Annotated in this window: 20 protein-coding genes; 12 read left to right on the top strand and 8 right to left on the bottom strand. The window is 68.3% G+C overall.

Translation table 11 applies throughout. From position 1 onward, the window contains the following. Window positions 1–411: 411 nt before the first annotated feature. On the top strand, window positions 412–1,053 hold the full coding sequence (locus ACFWMR_RS36320) for an SDR family oxidoreductase (RefSeq protein ID WP_378381679.1): 642 nt from the start codon (window positions 412–414) through the stop codon (window positions 1,051–1,053). Here ACFWMR_RS36320 and ACFWMR_RS36315 read toward each other — a convergent pair. Further along, window positions 1,046–1,609: a CGNR zinc finger domain-containing protein gene (locus ACFWMR_RS36315; RefSeq protein WP_378381678.1), complete on the bottom strand. Its 564-nt coding sequence runs from the start codon at window positions 1,607–1,609 to the stop codon at window positions 1,046–1,048. The two genes, ACFWMR_RS36320 and ACFWMR_RS36315, sit on opposite strands and share 8 nt — an antisense overlap. Window positions 1,610–1,696: 87 nt before the next feature. Between ACFWMR_RS36315 and ACFWMR_RS36310 the strand changes: the two genes are divergently transcribed. Both ACFWMR_RS36310 and erm read left to right on the top strand, forming a co-directional pair. Beyond that, entirely contained in the window at window positions 1,697–2,395 is a 699-nt protein-coding gene (locus tag ACFWMR_RS36310; RefSeq protein ID WP_378381676.1) for an SDR family oxidoreductase, read from the top strand. A gap of 183 nt (window positions 2,396–2,578) precedes the next feature. Continuing rightward, complete coding sequence (gene erm / locus ACFWMR_RS36305) at window positions 2,579–3,313, top strand: 23S ribosomal RNA methyltransferase Erm (protein ID WP_093932301.1); 735 nt, start codon at window positions 2,579–2,581, stop codon at window positions 3,311–3,313. Here erm and ACFWMR_RS36300 read toward each other — a convergent pair. After that, the gene (locus ACFWMR_RS36300; RefSeq protein WP_378381675.1) at window positions 3,216–4,139 is read right to left on the bottom strand and encodes an EamA family transporter; all 924 of its coding nucleotides are present in this window, start codon (window positions 4,137–4,139) and stop codon (window positions 3,216–3,218) included. The genes erm and ACFWMR_RS36300 overlap by 98 nt on opposite strands. Window positions 4,140–4,225: 86 nt before the next feature. On the opposite strand from ACFWMR_RS36300, the gene ACFWMR_RS36295 reads away from it, so the two are divergent. Further along, on the top strand, window positions 4,226–5,164 hold the full coding sequence (locus ACFWMR_RS36295) for a LysR family transcriptional regulator (RefSeq protein WP_093932303.1): 939 nt from the start codon (window positions 4,226–4,228) through the stop codon (window positions 5,162–5,164). Here the strand turns inward: ACFWMR_RS36295 and ACFWMR_RS36290 are convergent. Continuing rightward, the gene (locus tag ACFWMR_RS36290; RefSeq protein ID WP_378277838.1) at window positions 5,121–5,726 is read right to left on the bottom strand and encodes a TetR/AcrR family transcriptional regulator; all 606 of its coding nucleotides are present in this window, start codon (window positions 5,724–5,726) and stop codon (window positions 5,121–5,123) included. The two genes, ACFWMR_RS36295 and ACFWMR_RS36290, sit on opposite strands and share 44 nt — an antisense overlap. A 58-nt stretch (window positions 5,727–5,784) precedes the next feature. Here ACFWMR_RS36290 and ACFWMR_RS36285 point away from each other — a divergent pair, with 58 nt between their 5' ends. Continuing rightward, window positions 5,785–6,411, top strand: a complete 627-nt coding sequence (locus ACFWMR_RS36285) for a peroxiredoxin-like family protein (RefSeq protein WP_378381674.1) — start codon at window positions 5,785–5,787, stop codon at window positions 6,409–6,411. A 334-nt stretch (window positions 6,412–6,745) separates the two neighbouring features. On the opposite strand, the gene leuA is transcribed toward ACFWMR_RS36285, so the two are convergent. Then, a complete protein-coding gene (gene leuA, locus ACFWMR_RS36280) occupies window positions 6,746–8,503 on the bottom strand; it encodes a 2-isopropylmalate synthase (RefSeq protein WP_378381672.1) in 1,758 nt (585 codons plus the stop codon). Between the two features lie 244 nt (window positions 8,504–8,747). On the opposite strand from leuA, the gene ACFWMR_RS36275 reads away from it, so the two are divergent. The 3 genes from ACFWMR_RS36275 to ACFWMR_RS36265 are packed head-to-tail and all read left to right on the top strand — an operon-like array spanning window position 8,748 to window position 11,580. Next, window positions 8,748–9,113: a hypothetical protein gene (locus ACFWMR_RS36275; RefSeq protein WP_378381671.1), complete on the top strand. Its 366-nt coding sequence runs from the start codon at window positions 8,748–8,750 to the stop codon at window positions 9,111–9,113. A gap of 23 nt (window positions 9,114–9,136) precedes the next feature. Continuing rightward, the gene (locus ACFWMR_RS36270; protein WP_378381670.1) at window positions 9,137–9,742 is read left to right on the top strand and encodes a chemotaxis protein CheB; all 606 of its coding nucleotides are present in this window, start codon (window positions 9,137–9,139) and stop codon (window positions 9,740–9,742) included. Further along, window positions 9,739–11,580 carry a CheR family methyltransferase gene (locus ACFWMR_RS36265; RefSeq protein WP_378381669.1) on the top strand — a complete coding sequence of 614 codons (1,842 nt, stop codon included), beginning with the start codon at window positions 9,739–9,741 and terminating at the stop codon, window positions 11,578–11,580. The genes ACFWMR_RS36270 and ACFWMR_RS36265 overlap by 4 nt, the downstream gene beginning before the upstream one ends. 18 nt (window positions 11,581–11,598) lie before the next feature. On the opposite strand, the gene ACFWMR_RS36260 is transcribed toward ACFWMR_RS36265, so the two are convergent. After that, on the bottom strand, window positions 11,599–12,348 hold the full coding sequence (locus ACFWMR_RS36260; protein ID WP_378381668.1) for an ANTAR domain-containing protein: 750 nt from the start codon (window positions 12,346–12,348) through the stop codon (window positions 11,599–11,601). Window positions 12,349–12,517: 169 nt separating this feature from the next. Between ACFWMR_RS36260 and ACFWMR_RS36255 the strand changes: the two genes are divergently transcribed. Beyond that, window positions 12,518–13,408, top strand: coding sequence for an ANTAR domain-containing protein (locus tag ACFWMR_RS36255; protein ID WP_378381667.1), 891 nt, complete (start codon window positions 12,518–12,520; stop codon window positions 13,406–13,408). Here ACFWMR_RS36255 and ACFWMR_RS36250 read toward each other — a convergent pair. Continuing rightward, window positions 13,401–13,994, bottom strand: coding sequence for a hypothetical protein (locus ACFWMR_RS36250; protein WP_378381666.1), 594 nt, complete (start codon window positions 13,992–13,994; stop codon window positions 13,401–13,403). The two genes, ACFWMR_RS36255 and ACFWMR_RS36250, sit on opposite strands and share 8 nt — an antisense overlap. A gap of 9 nt (window positions 13,995–14,003) precedes the next feature. Then, a complete protein-coding gene (locus ACFWMR_RS36245) occupies window positions 14,004–14,843 on the bottom strand; it encodes a helix-turn-helix transcriptional regulator (protein ID WP_378381665.1) in 840 nt (279 codons plus the stop codon). Window positions 14,844–14,946: 103 nt separating this feature from the next. Here ACFWMR_RS36245 and ACFWMR_RS36240 point away from each other — a divergent pair, with 103 nt between their 5' ends. Next, window positions 14,947–16,416: an MFS transporter gene (locus ACFWMR_RS36240; protein WP_378381664.1), complete on the top strand. Its 1,470-nt coding sequence runs from the start codon at window positions 14,947–14,949 to the stop codon at window positions 16,414–16,416. Here the strand turns inward: ACFWMR_RS36240 and ACFWMR_RS36235 are convergent. Continuing rightward, the gene (locus ACFWMR_RS36235) at window positions 16,377–16,973 is read right to left on the bottom strand and encodes a nitroreductase family protein (RefSeq protein WP_378381663.1); all 597 of its coding nucleotides are present in this window, start codon (window positions 16,971–16,973) and stop codon (window positions 16,377–16,379) included. The two genes, ACFWMR_RS36240 and ACFWMR_RS36235, sit on opposite strands and share 40 nt — an antisense overlap. Window positions 16,974–17,254: 281 nt before the next feature. Here ACFWMR_RS36235 and ACFWMR_RS36230 point away from each other — a divergent pair, with 281 nt between their 5' ends. Next, a complete protein-coding gene (locus ACFWMR_RS36230; protein ID WP_378381661.1) occupies window positions 17,255–18,520 on the top strand; it encodes an aspartate kinase in 1,266 nt (421 codons plus the stop codon). After that, entirely contained in the window at window positions 18,520–19,560 is a 1,041-nt protein-coding gene (locus tag ACFWMR_RS36225) for an aspartate-semialdehyde dehydrogenase (RefSeq protein ID WP_378381660.1), read from the top strand. The genes ACFWMR_RS36230 and ACFWMR_RS36225 overlap by 1 nt, the downstream gene beginning before the upstream one ends. The last annotated feature ends 77 nt before the right edge of the window (window positions 19,561–19,637 follow it).

The following is a 19,637-nucleotide window of genomic DNA, read 5'->3' as shown; positions in this document are numbered from 1 at the left end:
CGGCTGAGCCGAGGGAAAGGGGCCCTTCACGCGCTTGTCCAAGTACATGAAGGGGTCCTTCACGGAGCTAGGCGCAAGCAAGGGGGCCTTCATGTACTTCGGCATGAAGGCCCCCTTCACCGACTTCGCCTTGGCCGGATCGCCGTAGCGAAGGCCTCCTTACCTACCCTCAAGGTAGTGAAGGGGCCCTTCACGGACCCTGGGTCCCTCAAGGAGTCCTTCACGGACCGCCGGATCGCCTCTAGCGCCTCAGTAACCCGACACATCACAGCTCCGGTCCAAGTACATGAAGGGGTCCTTCACGGAGCTAGGCGCAAGCAAGGGGGCCTTCATGTACTTCCGGCACCTGTGGCGACGCGAGGGAAGGGCGCGTGACCGGCGGGGGCGGCCGTGATCGGGCAGACTCGTGTCATGCGGGTCACAGTGCTGGGTGCGTCGGGGCGGACGGGGATTCACGTGGTCCGGCTGCTGCTGGAGCGGGGACATGAGGTGCGGGCGGGGCTGCGCAGCCGTCGCCGCGCCGAGGAGGTCGCCGGGCTCGGCGCCGAAACCGTGGTCGCGGACGTCACCGCCGACGCGGACGACCTGGTCGAGGCACTTGTCGGGTCCGAGGTGGTGATCAACGCGATCGGCGCGCCCGATCCGGATCAGGCCTCGGTCGACCTCGTCGACCGCGACGGCGTGATCACCGCGATCCGCGCCGCGGAGAAGGCGGGGGTAGCGCGGTTCGTGCAGCTTTCCGCGCAGTTCGCGGATTCGCCGGATCAGGGCGATCGGCTGGTGCGGTCGATCCTGATGGCGAAACAGATCTCCGACAGCGTCCTGCGGCGCTCCAGCCTGAACTGGACGATCGTCCGCCCCGGCACTCTCACCGACGACCAGCCCACCGGCCGCGTCAAGCTCGGTGGTCACCTCGAACCCGGGCACGTCTCCCGCGCCGACGTCGCCGGGGTCCTGGTCGCAGTCCTCGACGAGCCGCTCGCGGAGAACCAGGGTTTCGACGTCATCGGCGGCGAGATCCCGATCCCGTCGGCGCTCGCCGCACTCAGCTGAGCGCCTTCTTCCGTTCCCGGGAAGCCCGCAGGTTCGCGACGTTCCCGCAGGTCCGCACGTCGTGCCAGACCCCGCTGTTGTTGCGCGAGACGTCGTAGAACGCCGAACGGCAGCCGTCGAGACGGCACAGTTTCAGCCGCTGCCAGATCCCGGCCTGCTGCGCGAGCAGCGTCTCCGTCCACAGTGCCGAAGCGAGCCACTGCCGTCCTGCGCCCGACGGGAACAGCCGGACGACGCCGTCCCGCACGGCCAGGTCCGCCTTGATCGGTTTCTCGACGGCCGCTTCGTCGCCGTCCAAGAGTGAAACGAACGACTCCCGCAGATCGCGAAGCGGGCGAAGGTCACCCGAGCCCGGAGTGAAGCCGGGAACTTCGGCACCTCGCACGCGAGACCATTCCGCCAGTGCCTCGGCGGCCCACGGCCGCGCCAGATCGGCGTCGCTCAGCAGGTCGAGGCCGTGCGTCTTGATCGCCTTCGTGTTGAGGAAGTCCTGAACGAGCGCCAGCCCCGAGGGGGCGGTGCGTAACCGGTATCGGTCCGTCGCGGTCCATGACATAGGTCAAGCGTACTTGACTCTGTCAGTGCGCGCCGCCATGCTGACGACAGAGGCAAAAGCCGAACACTTCTGTCAAGGGAGCAAGTCATGACCTCCATCGAGGGCGCGGTCGTCCTGGTCACCGGCGGACAGCGCGGACTGGGCAGGGCGTTCGTCGCCGAACTGCTCGACCGCGGCGCCGCCAAGGTCTACGCGACGGCCAGGACGCCGCGCGCGGAGGCCGAGCCGCGGATCGTGCCGCTCCCGCTCGACGTCACCGACCCGGAGTCCGTCCGCGCGCTGGCCGCCGAAGCGAGCGACGCGACGATCGTCTTCAACAACGCCGGTGTCCTCGGCCTCGGCTCGCTGCTCACCGAAGACGTCGACGCGCATCGGCCGGTCTTCGAGACGAACGTCTTCGGGGCGCTGCGTGTCGCGCAAGCGTTTGCGCCACGGCTCAAGGACGGCGGAGCGCTGGTCAACGTCCACTCCGTCCTGTCTTGGGCGGCGGGCTCGGGGTCCTACGGCGCCTCGAAGGCGGCCTTCTGGTCGCTCACCAACTCGCTCCGTATCGAGTTCGCCGAACAGGGCACCCAGGTCGTCGGTGTCCACCTCGGCTACACCGACACCGACATGACCCAGGGTCTCGACATCCCCAAGAACGACCCGCGCGACGTCGCCCGTCAGGTCGTCGACGGGCTGGAGAAGGGCGAGACCGAGGTGCTCACCGACGACCTCACCCGCCGGGTCAAGGCCGCGCTGTCCGGTCCGGTCGAGCAGCTCGGCACCAGCCGGATCGCCGGGTGAAAAACCGTTGGCGGAAGCACGCGAGCCCAAGGTAGCTTCGCCGCCATGTGTGCTTCCGCGTTCACCAGGACCCGCCGCGCCTAGCGGCGGATCCAGCGCTTCAGGCAAGGAACCGCCGCCCGAGCGAGTCATCGCCGGGCAGGCCTCGTGCTGCCCGGCTCACCTCGAAGCCGCGGAGATCCCTTGCGCACACACCGTCCTGGCCGCCATGAACTCGGCCAGAACTTCCTCATCGACCGGAACATCATCGAAACCGTCGTGCGGCTCGTCGACGGCACGACCGGGCCGATCATCGAATTCGGCACGGGCGACGGAGCCCTGACCCTGCCGCTGGAACGGCTCGGCAGGCCACTGACCGGCGTCGAAATCGACGACCGCCGCACCGCCCGGCTGGCGGGCCGCGTCCAGCCGCCGACGAAGATCGTCACCGCGGACTTCCTGCGGTTCCCGTTGCCGAAGACACCCCACGTGCTCGTCGGAAACCTGCCGTTCCACCTGACCACCGCGACCCTGCGCCACCTCCTCGCCGCTCCCGGGTGGACGGACGCCGTTCTGCTCATGCAGTGGGAGGTGGCGCGCCGCCGGGCCGGGGTCGGTGGCGCGACCATGATGACCGCGCAGTGGTGGCCGTGGTTCGACTTCCGGCTGGCGGGCCGGGTGCCCGCGGAGGCGTTCCGCCCGAGGCCCGGCGTCGACGGCGGTCTGCTCACGATGACCCGCCGTGAGCGGCCGCTCGTCGACGACGCGGATCGTGAGCGCTACCAGGACTTCGTGCGACGGGTGTTCACCAGCCCCGGCAGGGACGTCGTGCCCAAACGGCTCACCGCACGCCAGTGGGCTGAGGCGTTTCGGCCTCGGCGAGGAAATCCGGCTCGCGGACGCGGCGCTTCGTCGAACCGAACAGGACGCCGCCGATGACGACGGCCGCCGCGACGATCTCCACCGGCGAGGGCCGCTCGTCGAGCACGAGGAACGCCATCGACAGCCCGACCACCGGCACCAGCAGGGAGAACGGCGCGACGACGCCCGCCGGGTTGCGGCGCATCAGTGACGTCCAGATCCCGGAACCGACGATGGTGCCGAACAGCACGACGTAGGCGAGCCCGCCGAGGCCGATCAGCCCGGTGGTCGTGCCGAGGGTGCTCAGCGAGCGGCCGATCTCGGCGGGGCCCTCCATCACCAGCGACAGCGCGAACATCGGCAGCGGCGGCACCACGGACATCCAGAGGACGAAGTTCAGCGGATTGTCCGGTGCCGCCTGTCGCGTGCTCAGGTTGCCGAAAGCCCAGCTCAGCGCGCCGAGCAGGGTCAGGATCACCGGCAGCAGGGCGGCGTTCCCGGCCTGCTGCCAGGCGATCGTCGCCATCCCGGCGACGGCGAGCAGGATCCCGGCGAGCTGCCGTCCGGACACCCGCTCCCGCAGGAAGACGGCGCCGAGCAGGACGGTGAACGGGGCCGAAGCCTGCAGCACCAGCGACGCGAGGCCGGTCGGCATGCCGGTGTCCATCGCGATGAAGAGGAAGGCGAACTGCCCGGTGCCGAAGCCCAGCCCGTAGCCGAGCAGGTGGCGGATCTTCACCTTCGGCCACGGCACGAACAGGATGGTCGGGATCGCGATGACCGCGAAGCGCAGCCCGCCGGCGAAAACAGGCGGGAACTGCCCGAGGGTGGCGTGGATGGCGAGGAAGTTGCAGCCCCAGAGGACGACGACGAGCAGGGCGAGCAGACGGTCGCGGGCGGGCATGTCTTCACTCTGACGTGGATGACCATTTAGGACCAGCGAGAATATTTGCAGCGACCGTTCAGTTTCGCTTCACATATGCTGGCGGTATGGACATCGGCCGGCTGCGGACCCTGCGGGAGTTCGCCGACCGCGGCAGCGTGACGGCGGCCGCGAAGGCGTTGCACTGCACCCCGTCCGCGGTTTCCCAGCAGCTGCGCGCTTTGCAGAGTGACGTCGGTCTCGCGCTGACGGAGCCCGCCGGGCGCGGGCTGCGGCTGACCGACGCGGGCCGCGCGCTGGTCGCCCGCGCGGACGACGTGCTCGCCGCGCTCGACCGCGCGGAGTCCGAATTGGACACTTACCGCAGCGCCCCGCGCGGCCGGGTGCGGGTGGCGATCTTCCAATCGGCCGGGCTGATGCTGCTGCCCGGACTGTTGCATCGGACGGCGGAGTTCGACGGGCTGGACGTCATCGTGCGTGACGTCGACATGACGCCACCCGAGGTGCCGGGACTCGTCGCGGACTACGACATCGTGGTGGCGCACCGGGACGAGCACGCGGAGTCGCTCGGGTCGGAGCGGCTGGAGTCGCGGCATCTGCTGCGCGAACCGCTCGACGTCGCGCTCCCGGCGGGACACCGGCTCGCGAAGCGGCGCCGCCTCGAACTCGCCGAACTGGCCGACGAACGCTGGATCAGCGTCAACGCCGGGTTCCCGGTCGACGACATCCTCCAGTCGCTGATCATCCGCACCGGCGTGCGGCCGCGGGTCGTGCAGCGCATCAACGACTTCCGGATCATCGAACGGCTGGTGGCCGCGGGGCACGGGATCGCGCTGCTGCCCCGGTACACAGTGGACACCCGGCGTGGGAGCGGGATCGTCTGCCGTCCGCTCGCCGGGATCAAGGCGGCGCGGCACGTCGAAGCGGTCTGCCGGCTCGGCGCGTCTTCGCGGCCCGCGGTGGCGAAGGTGCTCGACGCGCTGGCCGACGAGGTCGAGGCGCTCACGGGCGAGCGTGACTCTTCAGGTGGTCCAGCGCGATCTTGAGCGCGTCGGCGATCGGCGTGATGTCGTGCCGCAGGTGTGCCATCAGCAGGCCGCCCTGGAGGCAGGTCATCGCGGTCTGCGCGAGCCGGGCCGGATCGGCGTCCTCGGCGAGCTTTCCCTGATCTTGCAAGGACTTCAAGCCGCGTTCGAGATGGGACTCCCAGGTGCGGTAGGCGTTGTCCAGCAGCGGGGCCAGCTTCGGATCGTCGCCGAGTTCGCCGGTGAGGTTGCCGAGCGGGCAGGCGACCGGTCCTTTCGGGGTGCTCTGGATGGCGAGGATCTCCTGGGCCCACTGGTCGAAGTCCGCCCACTCGCGGAGTTCGAAGATCGTGGGCTGGTTGCCGAGGATCAGTTCGAGACACCGGTCGATGACCGCGCCGACGAGTTCGTCCTTGTTCTTGAAGTAGTGGTACATCTGCGATTTTCCGGCGCCGCTGGCCGCGAGCACCTTGTCGACGCTCGTCGCGGCGACGCCGTTGACGTACATCAGTTCCGCCGCCGCGTCGACGATCGCGTCACGAGTCATCCGCCCTCGCGGGGTCTTCGCCGGTTGACCACTCATGTACCGAATAGTACAGTCGGCCGCACTGTACCGATCAGTACAACCAAAGGAGCTGACGATGGGGGATCTCAACACCGACCTCGCCGACCTGCGTGTGGCCGTCGCGGAGCACTTGCCGGAGGAGGTCGCGCCGGTGCTCAAGGCCGATCGGGAGAAGTTCGTCGGGATTGTCGCCGAGGCGGCGGTGAAGCCGGGGGTGGCGATGCCGGACTTCACGTTGCCGGACGCCGGTGGTGCCCGGGTCCGGGTCGCGGACGGGCCCGCGGTGGTGGTGTTCTACCGCGGCGCGTGGTGTCCGTACTGCAATCTCGCCTTGCGCGCGTATCAGCAGGAGTTGCTGCCGGAGCTGGAGAACCTGGGGGTGAAGCTGGTCGCGGTCAGCCCGCAGCTGCCGGACGGTTCACTGTCCACGAACGACCTGGCGTTCACCGTACTGTCCGATGTGGACAACGAGCTCGGGCGCGCGCTCGGCATCACGTTCCGCCAGGACCCGGAGATCAAGCCGACCTTCGACGCGCTCATCGGCGACGTCGAGAAGATCAACGGGGCGGCGGAATGGGAGCTGCCGTACCCGACCGTCCTGGTCGTCGACGGCGAAGGCGTCATCCGCTACATCGACGTCCACCCGGACTACACCACCCGCACCGACCCGGCCGACATCCTGGCCGCGGTGAAAGCCCTGTAGAGGTACATGAAGGCCCCCTTCCTGTACCTAGGCGCAAGGAAGGGGGCCTTCATGTACTCGGGCCGGCGGAAGTGTCCTGCCCCGTCGGTCCGGCGGCTGAAGTCGGGAGGTGCCGTGAAAGCCACTTTCGCAACCTGCGGCGGGTACGTGAAGCCGGAAGTCCGTGAAGGCCTCCTTCCCTACCTTGAAGGTAGGGAAGGAGGCCTTCACGGAACGTCGCCAGTGACACGGTCACGAGCGGCCCACGCCCAGCCGCGACAGAGGTACATGAAGGCCCCCTTCCTGTACCTAGGCGCAAGGAAGGGGGCCTTCATGTACTTGGGGCCGACGGAAGTTACCGGTTCGCCCGGTTCACCGCCGACACGACGGCCCGCAGCGAAGCGGTCACGATCGACGGGTCGATCCCGATGCCCCAGAACACGCGGTCCGAGATCGCGCACTCGATGTACGACGCCGCCCGCGCGTCGTCGCCCGGCGAGAGCGTGTGCTCGCTGTAGTCCAGCAGCCGCAGGTCGAACCCGACGGTCGACAGCGCGTCGAAGAAGGCCGCGATCGGCCCGTTCCCGCGCCCGGTGACCTCGTGCTCGTCGCCCTCGACCCGCACGGTGGCGGTGATGTCGTACTCGCCGTCACCGTTGTCCCGCACGTGCTGGCGGACCAGCTCCAGCGGCGTCTTCAGCTCCAGGTACTCGGCCGAGAAGGCGTTCCACATGGTGCTCGGGTCGACCTCGCCGCCCGCGGTGTCGGTGTGCCGCTGGACGACCTTCGAGAACTCGATCTGCAGGCGCCGCGGCAGGTCGAGCTGGTGCTCGGCCTTCATGATGTAGGCGACGCCGCCCTTGCCGGACTGCGAGTTCACCCGGATCACGGCCTCGTAGTTGCGGCCGATGTCCTTCGGGTCGATCGGCAGGTACGGGACCTCCCACGGGTGCTCGTCGACCGGCGTCCCCGCCTTGTCGGCGGTGGCCTTCAGCGCGTCGAGGCCCTTGTTGATCGCGTCCTGGTGGCTGCCGGAGAACGCGGTGAACACCAGGTCGCCGGCCCACGGGCTGCGTTCGTGCACCGGCAGCTGGTTGCAGTATTCGACGGTCCGCTTGATCTCGTCCATGTCGGAGAAGTCGATCTGCGGGTCGACGCCCTGGCTGTACAGGTTCATGCCCAGCGCGACCAGGTCGACGTTCCCGGTGCGCTCGCCGTTGCCGAACAGGCAGCCTTCGATCCGGTCCGCGCCGGCCTGGAAGCCCAGCTCGGCGGCGGCGATGCCGGTGCCGCGGTCGTTGTGCGGGTGCAGCGACAGGATCACCGAGTCGCGGCGCTCCAGGTTGCGGTGCATCCACTCGATCGAGTCGGCGTAGACGTTCGGCGACGCCATCTCGACGGTGGCGGGCAGGTTCAGGATGACCGGCTTCTCCGGCGTCGGCTGCCAGATCCCGGTGATCGTGTTGCAGACCTCGAGCGCGTAGGACAGCTCGGTGCCGGTGTAGGACTCAGGGGAGTACTGGAAGCGGAAGTCGGTGTCCGGCTGCTTCGCCGCGTAGTCGACGACCAGTTCGGCCGCCTGCGAAGCGATCTTCGTGATGCCGATGCGCTCCTCACGGAACACCACGCGACGCTGGAGGATCGACGTCGAGTTGTAGATGTGGACGATCGCGCGCGGCGCCCCTTCGAGTGCCTTGAAGGTGCGCTCGATCAGTTCCGGGCGGCACTGGGTCAGCACCTGGATGCTGACGTCGTCCGGGATGGCGCCTTCGTCGATGATCTCGCGGACGAAGTCGAAGTCGGTCTGCGACGCCGCCGGGAAGCCGACCTCGATCTCCTTGTAGCCCATGCGGACCAGCAGGTCGAAGAACTTGCGCTTGCGCGCGGGCGACATCGGGTCGATCAGGGCCTGGTTGCCGTCGCGCAGGTCGACCGCGCACCACAGGGGGGCGGTGTCGATACGCTTGTCCGGCCAGGTGCGGTCGGGCAGCGCGATGTCCTCGACCAGGTCGTACCAGGGGCGATAGCGGTGTACGGGCATCGAAGTGCCGCGCTGGGTGTTCCACGAGGCCTGCTCGGAAGGGGCCGGGCGCGTGGGTTTACGGATGCTCATGAGGGGACGGTTCTCCTGAAGAATCGGGTGCGACGACCGGCACCACGAAGCCCCGCGACGGGGAGCCGGTCCGATCAGGCCCCGTCGCGGCAGCGAAGCAGGAGAGCTCGAGCCACGAGGCCACCTTAACCGCGAGATCGCCCGGAAGGAAACCCGGGCCGCGATCGAACCGTGACCAGAGTGGCGCCCATTCGGGTTACTCACGGGTAGCAATCGGACCAGGGAGCGTGCCACACTGCCCGGCATGGGCGAGCACGCTGAAGAGAAGGAAACCGCTGATCAGGAGACCCGGCGCAAGGTCGACTGGCGCGCCGGGAGCGGTCGCGCGGCCGGGATACTGGCGAGCGTCGTCCGCTGGGTCGGCCTGGTCTTCGCGGCCATCCTGGTGCTGCACGTGGTCTTCGTGATCGGCGAAGCGAATCCCGACAACGGCATCGTGTCGTTCGTCCGCGGCTGGGCCGAGGGACTCCTCCTGGGCTTCAAGGATCTCTTCATGCCTGAAGACGCCAAGCTTCGCGTGCTGGTCAACTACGGCATCGCCGCGATCTTCTGGATGGTGGTCTCCGGGATTCTCGCCAAGATCATCCGGCGCGTGGGCGGTTCCGCCTAGCTTCGGAGCATTACGCTCGAAACATGCTCGGCGCCAGCCGCCCTCGGGCGGTGCCTTACGAGATCGTCGCCATCGGGACTTCGGCGGGCGGAGTCAAAGCGCTCGTCAAGGTGCTGGGGGCCTTGCCCGCCGACTTCCCCGTGCCCTTGGTCATCGTCCAGCACCTCGACCCCCACCACGACACGATTCTCGCCGACCTCCTCGATCGGCGGTCGCGATTGCGGGTGAAACTGGCCGAGAACGGCGAAACGGCCGAGCCGGGCGCCGCTTATCTCGCGCCGCCGGACCGGCATCTCCTGGTCGCCCCCGGCGGCAAGCTCGTGCTGTCGCAAGGTGACAAAGTGCGGTTCGTCCGGCCGTCGGCCGATTCGCTCTTCGCGTCCGTCGCCGAGGTCTACGGGGCCGCGGCCCTGGTCTGCGTGCTCACCGGAACCGGGTTCGACGGCTCGACGGGGGCGAAAGAGGTGACCGCCCGTGGCGGTACCGTAGTCGCCGAAGATCCGGATACCGCGGAATTCAAAGGCATGCCACAGGCTGTGGCGAATGCCGTGGCGGTCGACCTGGTGCTGCCGCTGGACGACATCGCGGGTGTGCTGGTGGCCCTGACCGAAAGGACGAGGTCACTGTGACCGCGCATGACGGCGAGGCGGAAGACGAGCGTGAGCTCGAATCCTTGCTGACTTTCATCGACGATTCCCGCGGCTTCGATTTCACCGGGTACAAGCGAACCTCTCTCGGCCGCCGGATCCGCAAGCGGATGCAGACCGTCGGCTTCGAGAAATACCCCGACTACCGCGATTTCCTGGAAAGCAACGCCGACGAGTTCCAGGAACTCTTCAATACCATTCTGATCAACGTCACCAGCTTCTTCCGGGACCCCGCCGCCTGGCATTACCTCCAGACGGTGGTCGTTCCCGAGCTGATCGCCAAGGCGGGCCCCGGCGGTGACATCCGGATCTGGAGCGCCGGCTGTTCGAGCGGGGAAGAGGCTTATACCCTCGCGATCCTCTTCGCCGAACAGCTCGGCGTCGAGGCGTCGACCAAGCAGGTCAAGATCTACGGCACCGACGTCGACGAAGAAGCCTTGCGCGAGGCCAGGGCCGGTGTGTACTCGCTCAAATCGCTCGAGAAGCTCCCCGACGAGTTGAAGACGAAGTATTTCGAACCGAACGGCGCTCTGTTCGCCTTTCGCCGCGACCTCCGCCGGCGGGTGATCTTCGGCAGGCACGACATCACCCGCGACGCCCCGATCTCCCGGGTCGACCTGCTCGTCTGCCGCAACACTCTGATGTACTTCAACGTCGAAGCGCAGGCGAAGATCATCGAGCGGTTCCATTTCGCGCTCAACGACGGCGGCCATCTTTTCCTGGGCAAGGCCGAGATGCTGCTCGCCGACGGCTCCCGGTTCGAAGTCACCGACATGCGCAACCGGGTGTTCAAGGTCCAGGCGAGCGCGGCGGCGCGATCGGCACGCTTCGACCTCCGGGCGGCGGCAGGGATGGAGAAGATCAACAGGCGTCAGGTGGTGGAGCTGGCCCTGGCTGCTTCACCCGACGCGATGATGGGCATCGAACGCGACGGCACGGTCGCGGTCGTCAACGGCGCGGCGAGGCTTCAATTCGGGCTCTCCGCGAACATCGCGGGCACGCCCTTCCGAGATCTGGAGATCTCCTACCAGCCGATCGAACTCAGATCCTTGATCGACAGAGCCCACAACGAGCGTCGAAGCGTCCGGGTCAACGCCGTGCGCCGGGAAAAGGGGGACGGCGAGGTCCAGTACTTCGACATCATCGTCAAGCCCTTGCTCACCAGCGACGGTGAGGACCTCGGTGTCGCGATCACGTTCATCGACACCACCGAGGCGACCCGTCTCCAACAGGAGGTCAAACGGGTGCAGGAGGACCTCGCCACGGCCTACGCGGAACTCCAGTCGACCAACGCCGAACTCGAAACCGTCAACGAGGAACTCCAGTCCAGCATCGAGGAACTCGAAACGACCAACGAGGAACTTCAGTCCACCAACGAGGAACTCGAGACCACCAACGAGGAACTCCAGTCGGGCAACGAAGAACTCGAAACGATGAACGAGGAGATGCGGATCCGCACCGCGGAGCTGGACGAGGCACGCACGTTCCTCGAAGGGGTGCTGTCCAGCGTCGCGGCCGGAGTGGTCGTCCTCGACAGCGACCTTCTGGTGCGAAGCTGGAACCGCGGAGCCGAAGACCTGTGGGGAATGCGCGCCGACGAGGTCTACGGAGCCGACTTCTTCACCCTCGACTTCGGTTTGCCGACGGAAGGTCTTCGCGACATGGTCGAAATCTGCAACGAGACCGGCCATCGCGCACTCCCGGTCGAAACCGACGCGGTGGACCGGAAGGGCAGGCCGTTCGTCGCGTCCGTCAGCTGCTCACCGTTGAGCGGACCGGGCAGCGGCGTCGTACTGCTGATGGAGAAGCGACGGGAGTGAGCTCCGCGCCGCGCGGGATCACCGGCGACGGCCCGCTTTGACGGCTTTCGAAGGTGAAACCGTCAGCTCGCCGACCGTGAGACGCCGGCTCATCAGCGACGCGCACAGCTCCCCGATCTTCATGTTGTGGCCGCGGGCGTACCGGCGCAGCAGCAGAAAGGCCGCCTCCGGGCTGATCTCCAGCCGGGCGGACACCAGGCCCTTGGCCTGCTCGATGATCACCCGGCTGGTCAACGCGCCTTGGAGCTGCTCGGTCGTCGTGGTCAGCTTGGCGACGGCCCGGTGGTTGAGCATGCCGATCGTCGCGACGTCGGCGAGCGCGGCCGCGATCCTCAGATCCGCCACCGGGAGCGGCGCGGTCTCCGAGGTCAGGACCGTCACCGCGCCGAGCACGTCCTCGCGGCGGCTGAACGGGAACGCGTGAATCGACCGATAGCCGAGGGAAACCGCGGCCTGGCTCAGCCGGCGCCAGCGTGTCGTCGCCTCGGCGAGGAGCACGTTGACGACTTGCTCCCCGCCGTCCCGGCTGTCGACGCCGGGGCCTTCCTCGGCGAGGATCCGGTCGAGTGGTGCTGTCCCGAGCCGGTCGTCGGTGTTGATCACGACCGGGTGGTCGCCGACGGCTGCCAGGTGGACCGCCGACGAGGCGACGAGCTGGGCGTAACGATCCGCCACGCAGTGCCAGTACTTCGTCGGATCGAGAGCGGGCACGAGCGTGTCCGCCAGCTCCACCAAGGTGTCGGTGACCCATCTTTCGCGATTCTGCATGAAAATTCGGCCTTCCCGCGGGTTGCAGTATCGAGAGGCACTTCCGGACGGGACTGCCGGAGTGCTTGGGGAAGAGTCAACGCTAGTCCTCTCGGTATGGCCGGGAAAGGCGCCTCACTCAGCCATCCGGGTCACATCCGCGGGAGGATCGCGAGCGTACGCTCGGTTCATGTGGGATCGCACCGGTGGCCGATACGACCAGGCGACCTTGCGCGATCTGGTCGAAACCGAACGAGGACGTGCGAATCGCGCGGCGCGCGTGGCTCTGCGCCACGAAAACCTGCTGGAAGCGGCCATCGAGATCATGCGCCCGTTCCATCTGCGGATGGCGGAACTGCACCGTGCCACCGAGAAGAGACATCGCGCCGCGGTCGAACTGCACACGGGCTACGCCGACGCGGTGAAAAGCTGGGCGGAGGGGCCCGAGCGGGCAGGACTTCCCCCGGCGTTCATGGCGGCGGTGGCCGAGGCGTCCGGCATCCGCAGCCTCGCGGTGACCTTGTTCACCAAGGGCGATGGCGGCGCCGCGGTCGTCGTCTCCGATCTCGTCGCCGCCAAGGTGAACGATCTGGAGTACGTCTTCGGCGAAGGACCCTCCCAAAGCACCCCGTTCGAGACGGGGGTCTGCGGGGAACGTGAATTGATGAGCAGATGGCCCCGGTTCGGCCCCGCCGCGCGGGAACTCGGAGTCCGGGCGGTGGTTTCGGCTCGGCTGGGGCTGCTGGAATCCCCGATGGGAACCCTCATCGCGTATCGGCCCGAGCCCGAACCGGACGCGGAGATCGCCCGTTCGACGAAGGTGGTGGCCGACGTCCTCACCGACACCGCGCTGCATCCGGGCACGCGGCTCGACGTCGAGGACGGGCTGCCCGTGCATCCGTTGTTCGGCGACAGCGATCTGCGGGTGGTGGTGCATCAGGCCACGGGAATGGTCATGACCACCCATCACTGCACCGCCACGGACGCGCTGGCCCTCATCCGCGCGTACGCCTATTCGCTGGACGAACCCGTCATCGAGGTCGCCCGCATGATCGTGAACCGGACGACGGCCCTCAACTGACTCCGAGCCTTTCGTAGGCCTCGACGGCGGCCTTCGGGTCGTCCGCCTGGAACTTGACGACGCGGACGGTCTCGGTCTTGCCGAGCGGACGGGTCACGGTGATCGGCTCGCGCAGTTCGGCGACCAGGTTCGTCTCATAGAAATTGTCGTGGCTGAGCCAGGTCCCGTCGCGGAACTTCTGCGCCTTGAGCGGGTCGTGGCTCTCCTTCAGATGCCGCAGCGCGGCGACGTTCTCCCTCGGGATCCGCACGTCGTAGAACGAGCTCCAGCGCACCCGGACCTCACGCGACGAGACGACGTGCGGTCGCACGACGGTGCCGGCGTAGACCCCGAACACGAGCAGCACCGAGTACACGCCCAGGACGAGCAGCACCACGTCGACGACGATGCCGAAGTCGATCAGCCAGAAGAGACCCGCTTCGACCGCGCTCACCACGGCCATGACGACGAAGATCGCCTTGCCGTTCGCGCCGTAGGGCACGGCCACGGCGTCCCCGTCGACACCGTCCTCGCGGCGTCGCACATACAGCCAAAGCCCCGTCATCGTGCGGGATTCGTTGCGGACGAGATTGCGCAAAGCCCCCATGACCCCAGGTTAGCGATCGAAACGGGTCAGGATCTTCAGCGCGTCGGCGGATCCCGGGTCGTTCGGGGTGTAGATCTCCAGCCGGTGGTCGGGGCTGTCGGGCTGGAGCCACACCTGGTAGTCGACGTCGACCGAGCCGACCGTCGGATGCCGCAGAAGCATGGTGCCGACGGTGCAGTCGGCGACGTCACCGGTCGCCCAGAGCTTCGCGAACTCGTCGCTGCGCATGGTCAGTTCGCCGATGAGCCCGGCGAGGCGGGCGTCCGTGGGATGACGGCCCGCGGTCAGCCGCAGGTAGGCGACGTGGATGCGGGCGAGTTCGGCCCAGTTGCCGAAAAGGTTCCTGGTGAGCGGGTCGAGGAAGAACATCCGCGGCACGGACGGCCGTCGTGCGGGGTCCTGGGGCGAGTCGAAGCCGACGTGTTCGGCGGTGAGCGCGTGCCCCGCGCGGTTCCAGGCGAGGACGTCGCCGCGCCTGCCGAGCACTACGGCGGGCACGGTCTCGCCGAGGTTCTCCAGCAGCGCGACGACGCGGGGATGCGGGTCTTCCGGGCCGGGGTCGGACAGCTTCGGGAGGGCGGACTGCCGGGCGAGGTTGTGCAGGTGGCCGGTTTCGACGTCGTCGAGCCGGAGCGCGCGGGCTAGCGCGTCGAGCACCTGCCGTGAAGCGGTCTCGGCGAGCCCCTGCTCCAGCCGCGTGTAGTACCCGGCGCTCACTCCGGCGAGCTGGGCGAGTTCCTCACGGCGCAGACCGGGCACCCGGCGGGAGGTGCCGTAGGTGCGCAGGCCGATCTCGGCGGGGGTCACCCGGTCACGACGGCTTTTGAGGTACACGCCGAGGCTTTCCATGTCTTCGAGCCTAAGTTCCTTCGCGGCCGCGTGGGTGTACCCGCTGGGTGTACCCACGGCACGGGGATGGTTGCCACGCCGGGATCGACCGACCGTCGAGGGCATGACAAGACAGCACAACCGGGCCTGGTTCGGCCTGCTGGTGATCCTCTGCCCGGTCTTCCTGGTCTCGATGGACGGGTCGATCCTGTTCCTGGCGATGCCCAGGATCAGCCAGGCGCTCACGCCGACGGCCGATCAGGCGCTGTGGATCCTGGACGTCTACGGCTTCGCGGTCGGCTCGCTGCTCATCGCGTTCGGCAACATCGGCGACCGGTACGGCCGCCTGAAGCTGCTGGTGATCGGCGCCGCCGTGTTCGGCCTCGGTTCGGCGGGCGCGGCGTTCGCCCCGAACCCGGAGCTGCTCATCGCGTTCCGTGCCCTGATGGGGCTGGCGGGCGCGACCCTGCTGCCGTCCGCACTGGCCGTACTGAGCGAACTCTTCCCCGATCCGCGACGACGGGCGCGGGCCATCGGCGTCTTCGCGGCCGCGTTCGCCGCCGGTTTCGCGATCGGCCCGGTCGTCGGCGGTGTCCTGCTGGAGCGGTTCCCCTGGGGTTCGGTCTTCCTGGTCAACCTGCCGGTGATCGCGGTGTTCCTGGCGCTCGCGCCGGTGTTGCTCCGGGAGGTGCGGGCCACGAGGCCGGGCCGCGTCGACGCGCTGAGCGTGGTGCTCTCGGCCGCCGGCCTGCTGCTCGCGATCCACGGGATCAAGCACGCCGCCGCCGACGGGCTGTCCGTCGTCGCGGTCTCCACGGGGATCGCCGGGGCCGGGCTGCTGTGGTGGTTCGTCCGGCGCCAACGTGGTCTCGACCACCCGCTGATCGAGTTCTCCCTGTTCCGCGACCGCGTCTTCACGATCGCGGTCGTCACCGGGTTGCTGCCCCTCGCCGCGTGGTCGGCGGCCGCGTACCTGTCGGGGATCCATCTGCAGTCCGTGCTCGGCCTGCCCGTCCTGCACGCGGCGCTGCTGGCGCTGCCCGGGGCGGCCGTGCTCACCACCCTGTGCGTCGTCACGCCCGCCCTGGTCGACCGCGTCGGCAAGCGCGCGGCGCTGGTCGCCTGCCACTTCTCCATCGCCCTCGGGCTGGCGCTGCTGCTCATGACCGGCGTCACGGGCGGGGCGGGCTGGTACGTCGCCTCGACCGTGGTCGCCGGGGTCGGCTACGGCATCTCGTTCAGCGTGGTGGCCGACACGGCCGTCGGTGCGGTGCCCGCCGAACGGGCCGGGGCGGCGGGCGCGATCGCCGAGACCAGCAACGAGATCGGCAACGCGCTGGGGATCGCGCTCATGGGGTCGCTCGCCGCGCTGGTGTTCCGCCTGGCCGGTCCGGGCCTCGCGCCCACGCTCGGCGAAACCCTCCAGCGTCCGGGGATCGCGCCCACGGACATCGTTGACGCGAAGGAGGCCTTCGTCGCGGGTCTGCACACCGCCGTCGCGGTGCTGAGCCTGCTGCATGTCGGGCTCGGCGTCCTCGCCCTGCGCTGGCTCCCTCAGTCGGAGAAGGCGCTCGCGCCCCAGGCGCCGGCGTAGGCGAATTCCGCCAGCGGGACGCGGTCGCGCGGCGCCTTCTCACGCTCGATCCGCCAGTCCTCTTCGAGTACCGAGGGGTCCGCGGGGTGGCCGACGGCGATGGCGACCTTGGGGACGACGTCGTCGGGGAGCCCGAAGAAGTCCGTCGCCGCCTCGGCGGAGAAACCGGCCATCTGATGCGCGATCAAGCCGAGCTCGACGGCCTGGAGCACGAGGTTCTCGCTCGCGAGACCCAGCCCGTACTCGGCGTACGGGACTTCGCCCTTCTCGTTCGTGGTCACCATCACGCCGATCAGCAGCAGACCGGCGCGATGGGCCCACGCGCTGTTGCCCGAGTTGAGCGTCGAGAGGATCCGGTCGAACGACGGCGTGCCCCGGAGGCCGACCAGGTAGCGGGCGGGCTGGGTGTTGCCGAACGACGGCGCCCAGCGGGCCGCTTCGAGCAGCGCGCGGACCTGGTCTTCGGTGACCGTGACGGCCTCGTCGTAGGCGCGAGGACTCCACCTGGCGGCCATGATCGACGCGATCGGGGTACTCGTATCGGCGGGCTTGTGCATGGCTCGGGAAGATACAGCGGAGCGAAGCTCCTCGTTTGAGGGTGGCGGCGGGGGCATGGATGGATAACAAGGCGTGCTCTCCGTCACTAAAGTGAAAGCCCTCCGACTATTTCGTTGGTGTTAAGGAAGATTTACTTCGAGAAGTCCCTGAAGTGGTGGTCAGGCCCACTTACGAGGGTGGCGGGCGTGCGTGACCCCGGTAGGCTTTCGCCCAAATAAGGGACGCGGGGGCTCCTCGGTGCCCACCAGGAGCACGCCCGGCCCGTCGAGGAGGTTCGGGCGTGGCCCTCGTGGTCCAGAAGTACGGCGGTTCGTCGCTGGAAAGTGCCGACCGGATCAAACGCGTCGCGGAACGCATCGTCGCCACCAAGAAGGCGGGCAACGACGTCGTCGTCGTCTGCTCCGCCATGGGAGACACGACGGACGAGCTGCTCGACCTGGCTCAGCAGGTCAACCCGGCGCCGCCGGAACGCGAGATGGACATGCTGCTCACCGCCGGTGAGCGCATCTCCAACTCGCTGGTGGCGATGGCGATTTCGGCGCAGGGCGCGGAGGCCTGGTCGTTCACCGGTTCGCAGGCCGGTGTGGTGACGACGTCCGTGCACGGCAACGCGCGGATCATCGACGTCAGCCCCAGCCGCGTGACGGAAGCCCTCGACCAGGGCTACATCGCGCTGGTGGCGGGGTTCCAGGGCGTGTCCCAGGACACCAAGGACATCACCACCCTCGGCCGCGGCGGCTCGGACACCACCGCCGTCGCGCTGGCCGCGGCGCTGAACGCCGACGTCTGCGAGATCTATTCCGATGTGGACGGTGTGTACACCGCCGATCCCCGGGTCGTTCCCGACGCGCGCAAGCTCGACACCATCGCCTACGAGGAGATGCTGGAGCTGGCCGCGAGCGGGTCGAAGATCCTGCACCTGCGCTCGGTGGAGTACGCGCGCCGCTACGGCGTCCCGATCCGAGTCCGTTCTTCCTACAGTGACAAGCCGGGCACCACCGTGACCGGTTCTATCGAGGAGATCCCCGTGGAACAAGCGTTGATCACCGGTGTGGCGCACGACCGCTCCGAGGCCAAGATCACGGTGACCGGCGTGCCCGACACCGCCGGTGCCGCTGCCCGGATCTTCCGCGTGATCGCCGACTACGAGATCGACATCGACATGGTGCTGCAGAACGTGTCCAGCACGTCGTCCGGCCGCACCGACATCACCTTCACGCTGTCGAAGGCCAACGGGGCCAAGGCCGTCCAGTCGCTGGAGAAGATCAAGGGCGAGATCGGTTTCGAGTCGGTCCTGTACGACGACCATGTCGGCAAGGTGTCGCTCGTCGGCGCGGGGATGCGTTCGCACCCCGGTGTCACGGCGACGTTCTGCGAGGCGCTCGCGCAGTCGGGCGTGAACATCGAGATCATCAACACCTCCGAAATCCGGATCTCGGTCCTGATCCGGGACGCGCAGCTCGACGACGCGGTGCGCGCGATCCACGAAGCATTCGAACTCGGCGGCGACGAAGAAGCCGTCGTCTACGCGGGGAGTGGTCGCTGATGGCTGAAGGTTTGCGAGTAGGGGTCGTCGGGGCGACCGGTCAGGTCGGCGGCGTCATGCGCCGTCTGCTGGCCGAACGGGGTTTCCCGGTCGCCGAAATGCGGTACTTCGCTTCGGCGCGGTCCGCGGGCTCGAAACTTCCTTGGGGTGACGGGGAAATCGTCATCGAGGACGCGACGACCGCGGATCCGTCCGGTTTGGACATCGCGCTGTTCTCCGCCGGCGGCTCGACCTCCAAGGCGCAGGCGGAGCGGTTCGCCGCCGCGGGCGCCACGGTGATCGACAACTCGTCGGCCTGGCGCATGGACCCCGAGGTCCCGCTGGTCGTCAGCGAGGTCAACCCGGAGGCGGTCAAGGAGGCGCGCAAGGGGATCATCGCGAACCCCAACTGCACCACCATGGCCGCGATGCCGGTGCTCAAGCCGCTGCACGCCGAAGCGGGCCTGGTGCGGCTGGTCGCCAGCACGTATCAGGCGGTGTCCGGCAGCGGGCTCGCCGGTGTCGAGGAGCTGGAAGGCCAGCTGGCCGCGGCGGCGCCGAACGCGGGCGCGCTGACCCACGACGGCGCGGCGGTGACCTTCCCCGAGCCGAAGAAGTACGCGCGGACCATCGCGCACAACGTCCTCCCGATGGCCGGGTCCATTGTGGACGACGGCGAGTTCGAGACGGACGAAGAGAAGAAGTTCCGCAACGAGAGCCGCAAGATCCTGAGCATCCCGGAGCTGCGCGTCTCCTGCACCTGTGTGCGGGTGCCGGTGTTCTCGGGGCACTCGATCTCGATCAACGCGGAGTTCTCGCAGGCGCTTTCGGTCGCGCGCGCGACCGAGCTGCTGACCGGCGCGCCCGGCGTGGAACTGTCGGACATCCCGACGCCGCTGCAGGCCGCGGGCCAGGACCCGTCGTACGTCGGGCGGCTGCGGACGGACCCGGGCGTCGACGGCGGTCGTGGTCTGGCGCTGTTCCTGTCGAACGACAACCTGCGCAAGGGCGCGGCGCTCAACGCCGTGCAGATCGCGGAACTTTTCGCCGCGAACTCCTGACCAGCTCCACGTGTTCAGTCCTCTGAATGCGCCAAGCGCGTGAAGGCCCCCTTCCCTCGGCTGAGCCGCGGGAAGGG

This window comes from Amycolatopsis thailandensis, from assembly GCF_042723255.1.
In the GTDB taxonomy this organism is placed as follows: Bacteria; Actinomycetota; Actinomycetes; order Mycobacteriales; family Pseudonocardiaceae; genus Amycolatopsis; species Amycolatopsis thailandensis.
This window is presented reverse-complemented; position numbering and strand designations above follow the sequence as displayed.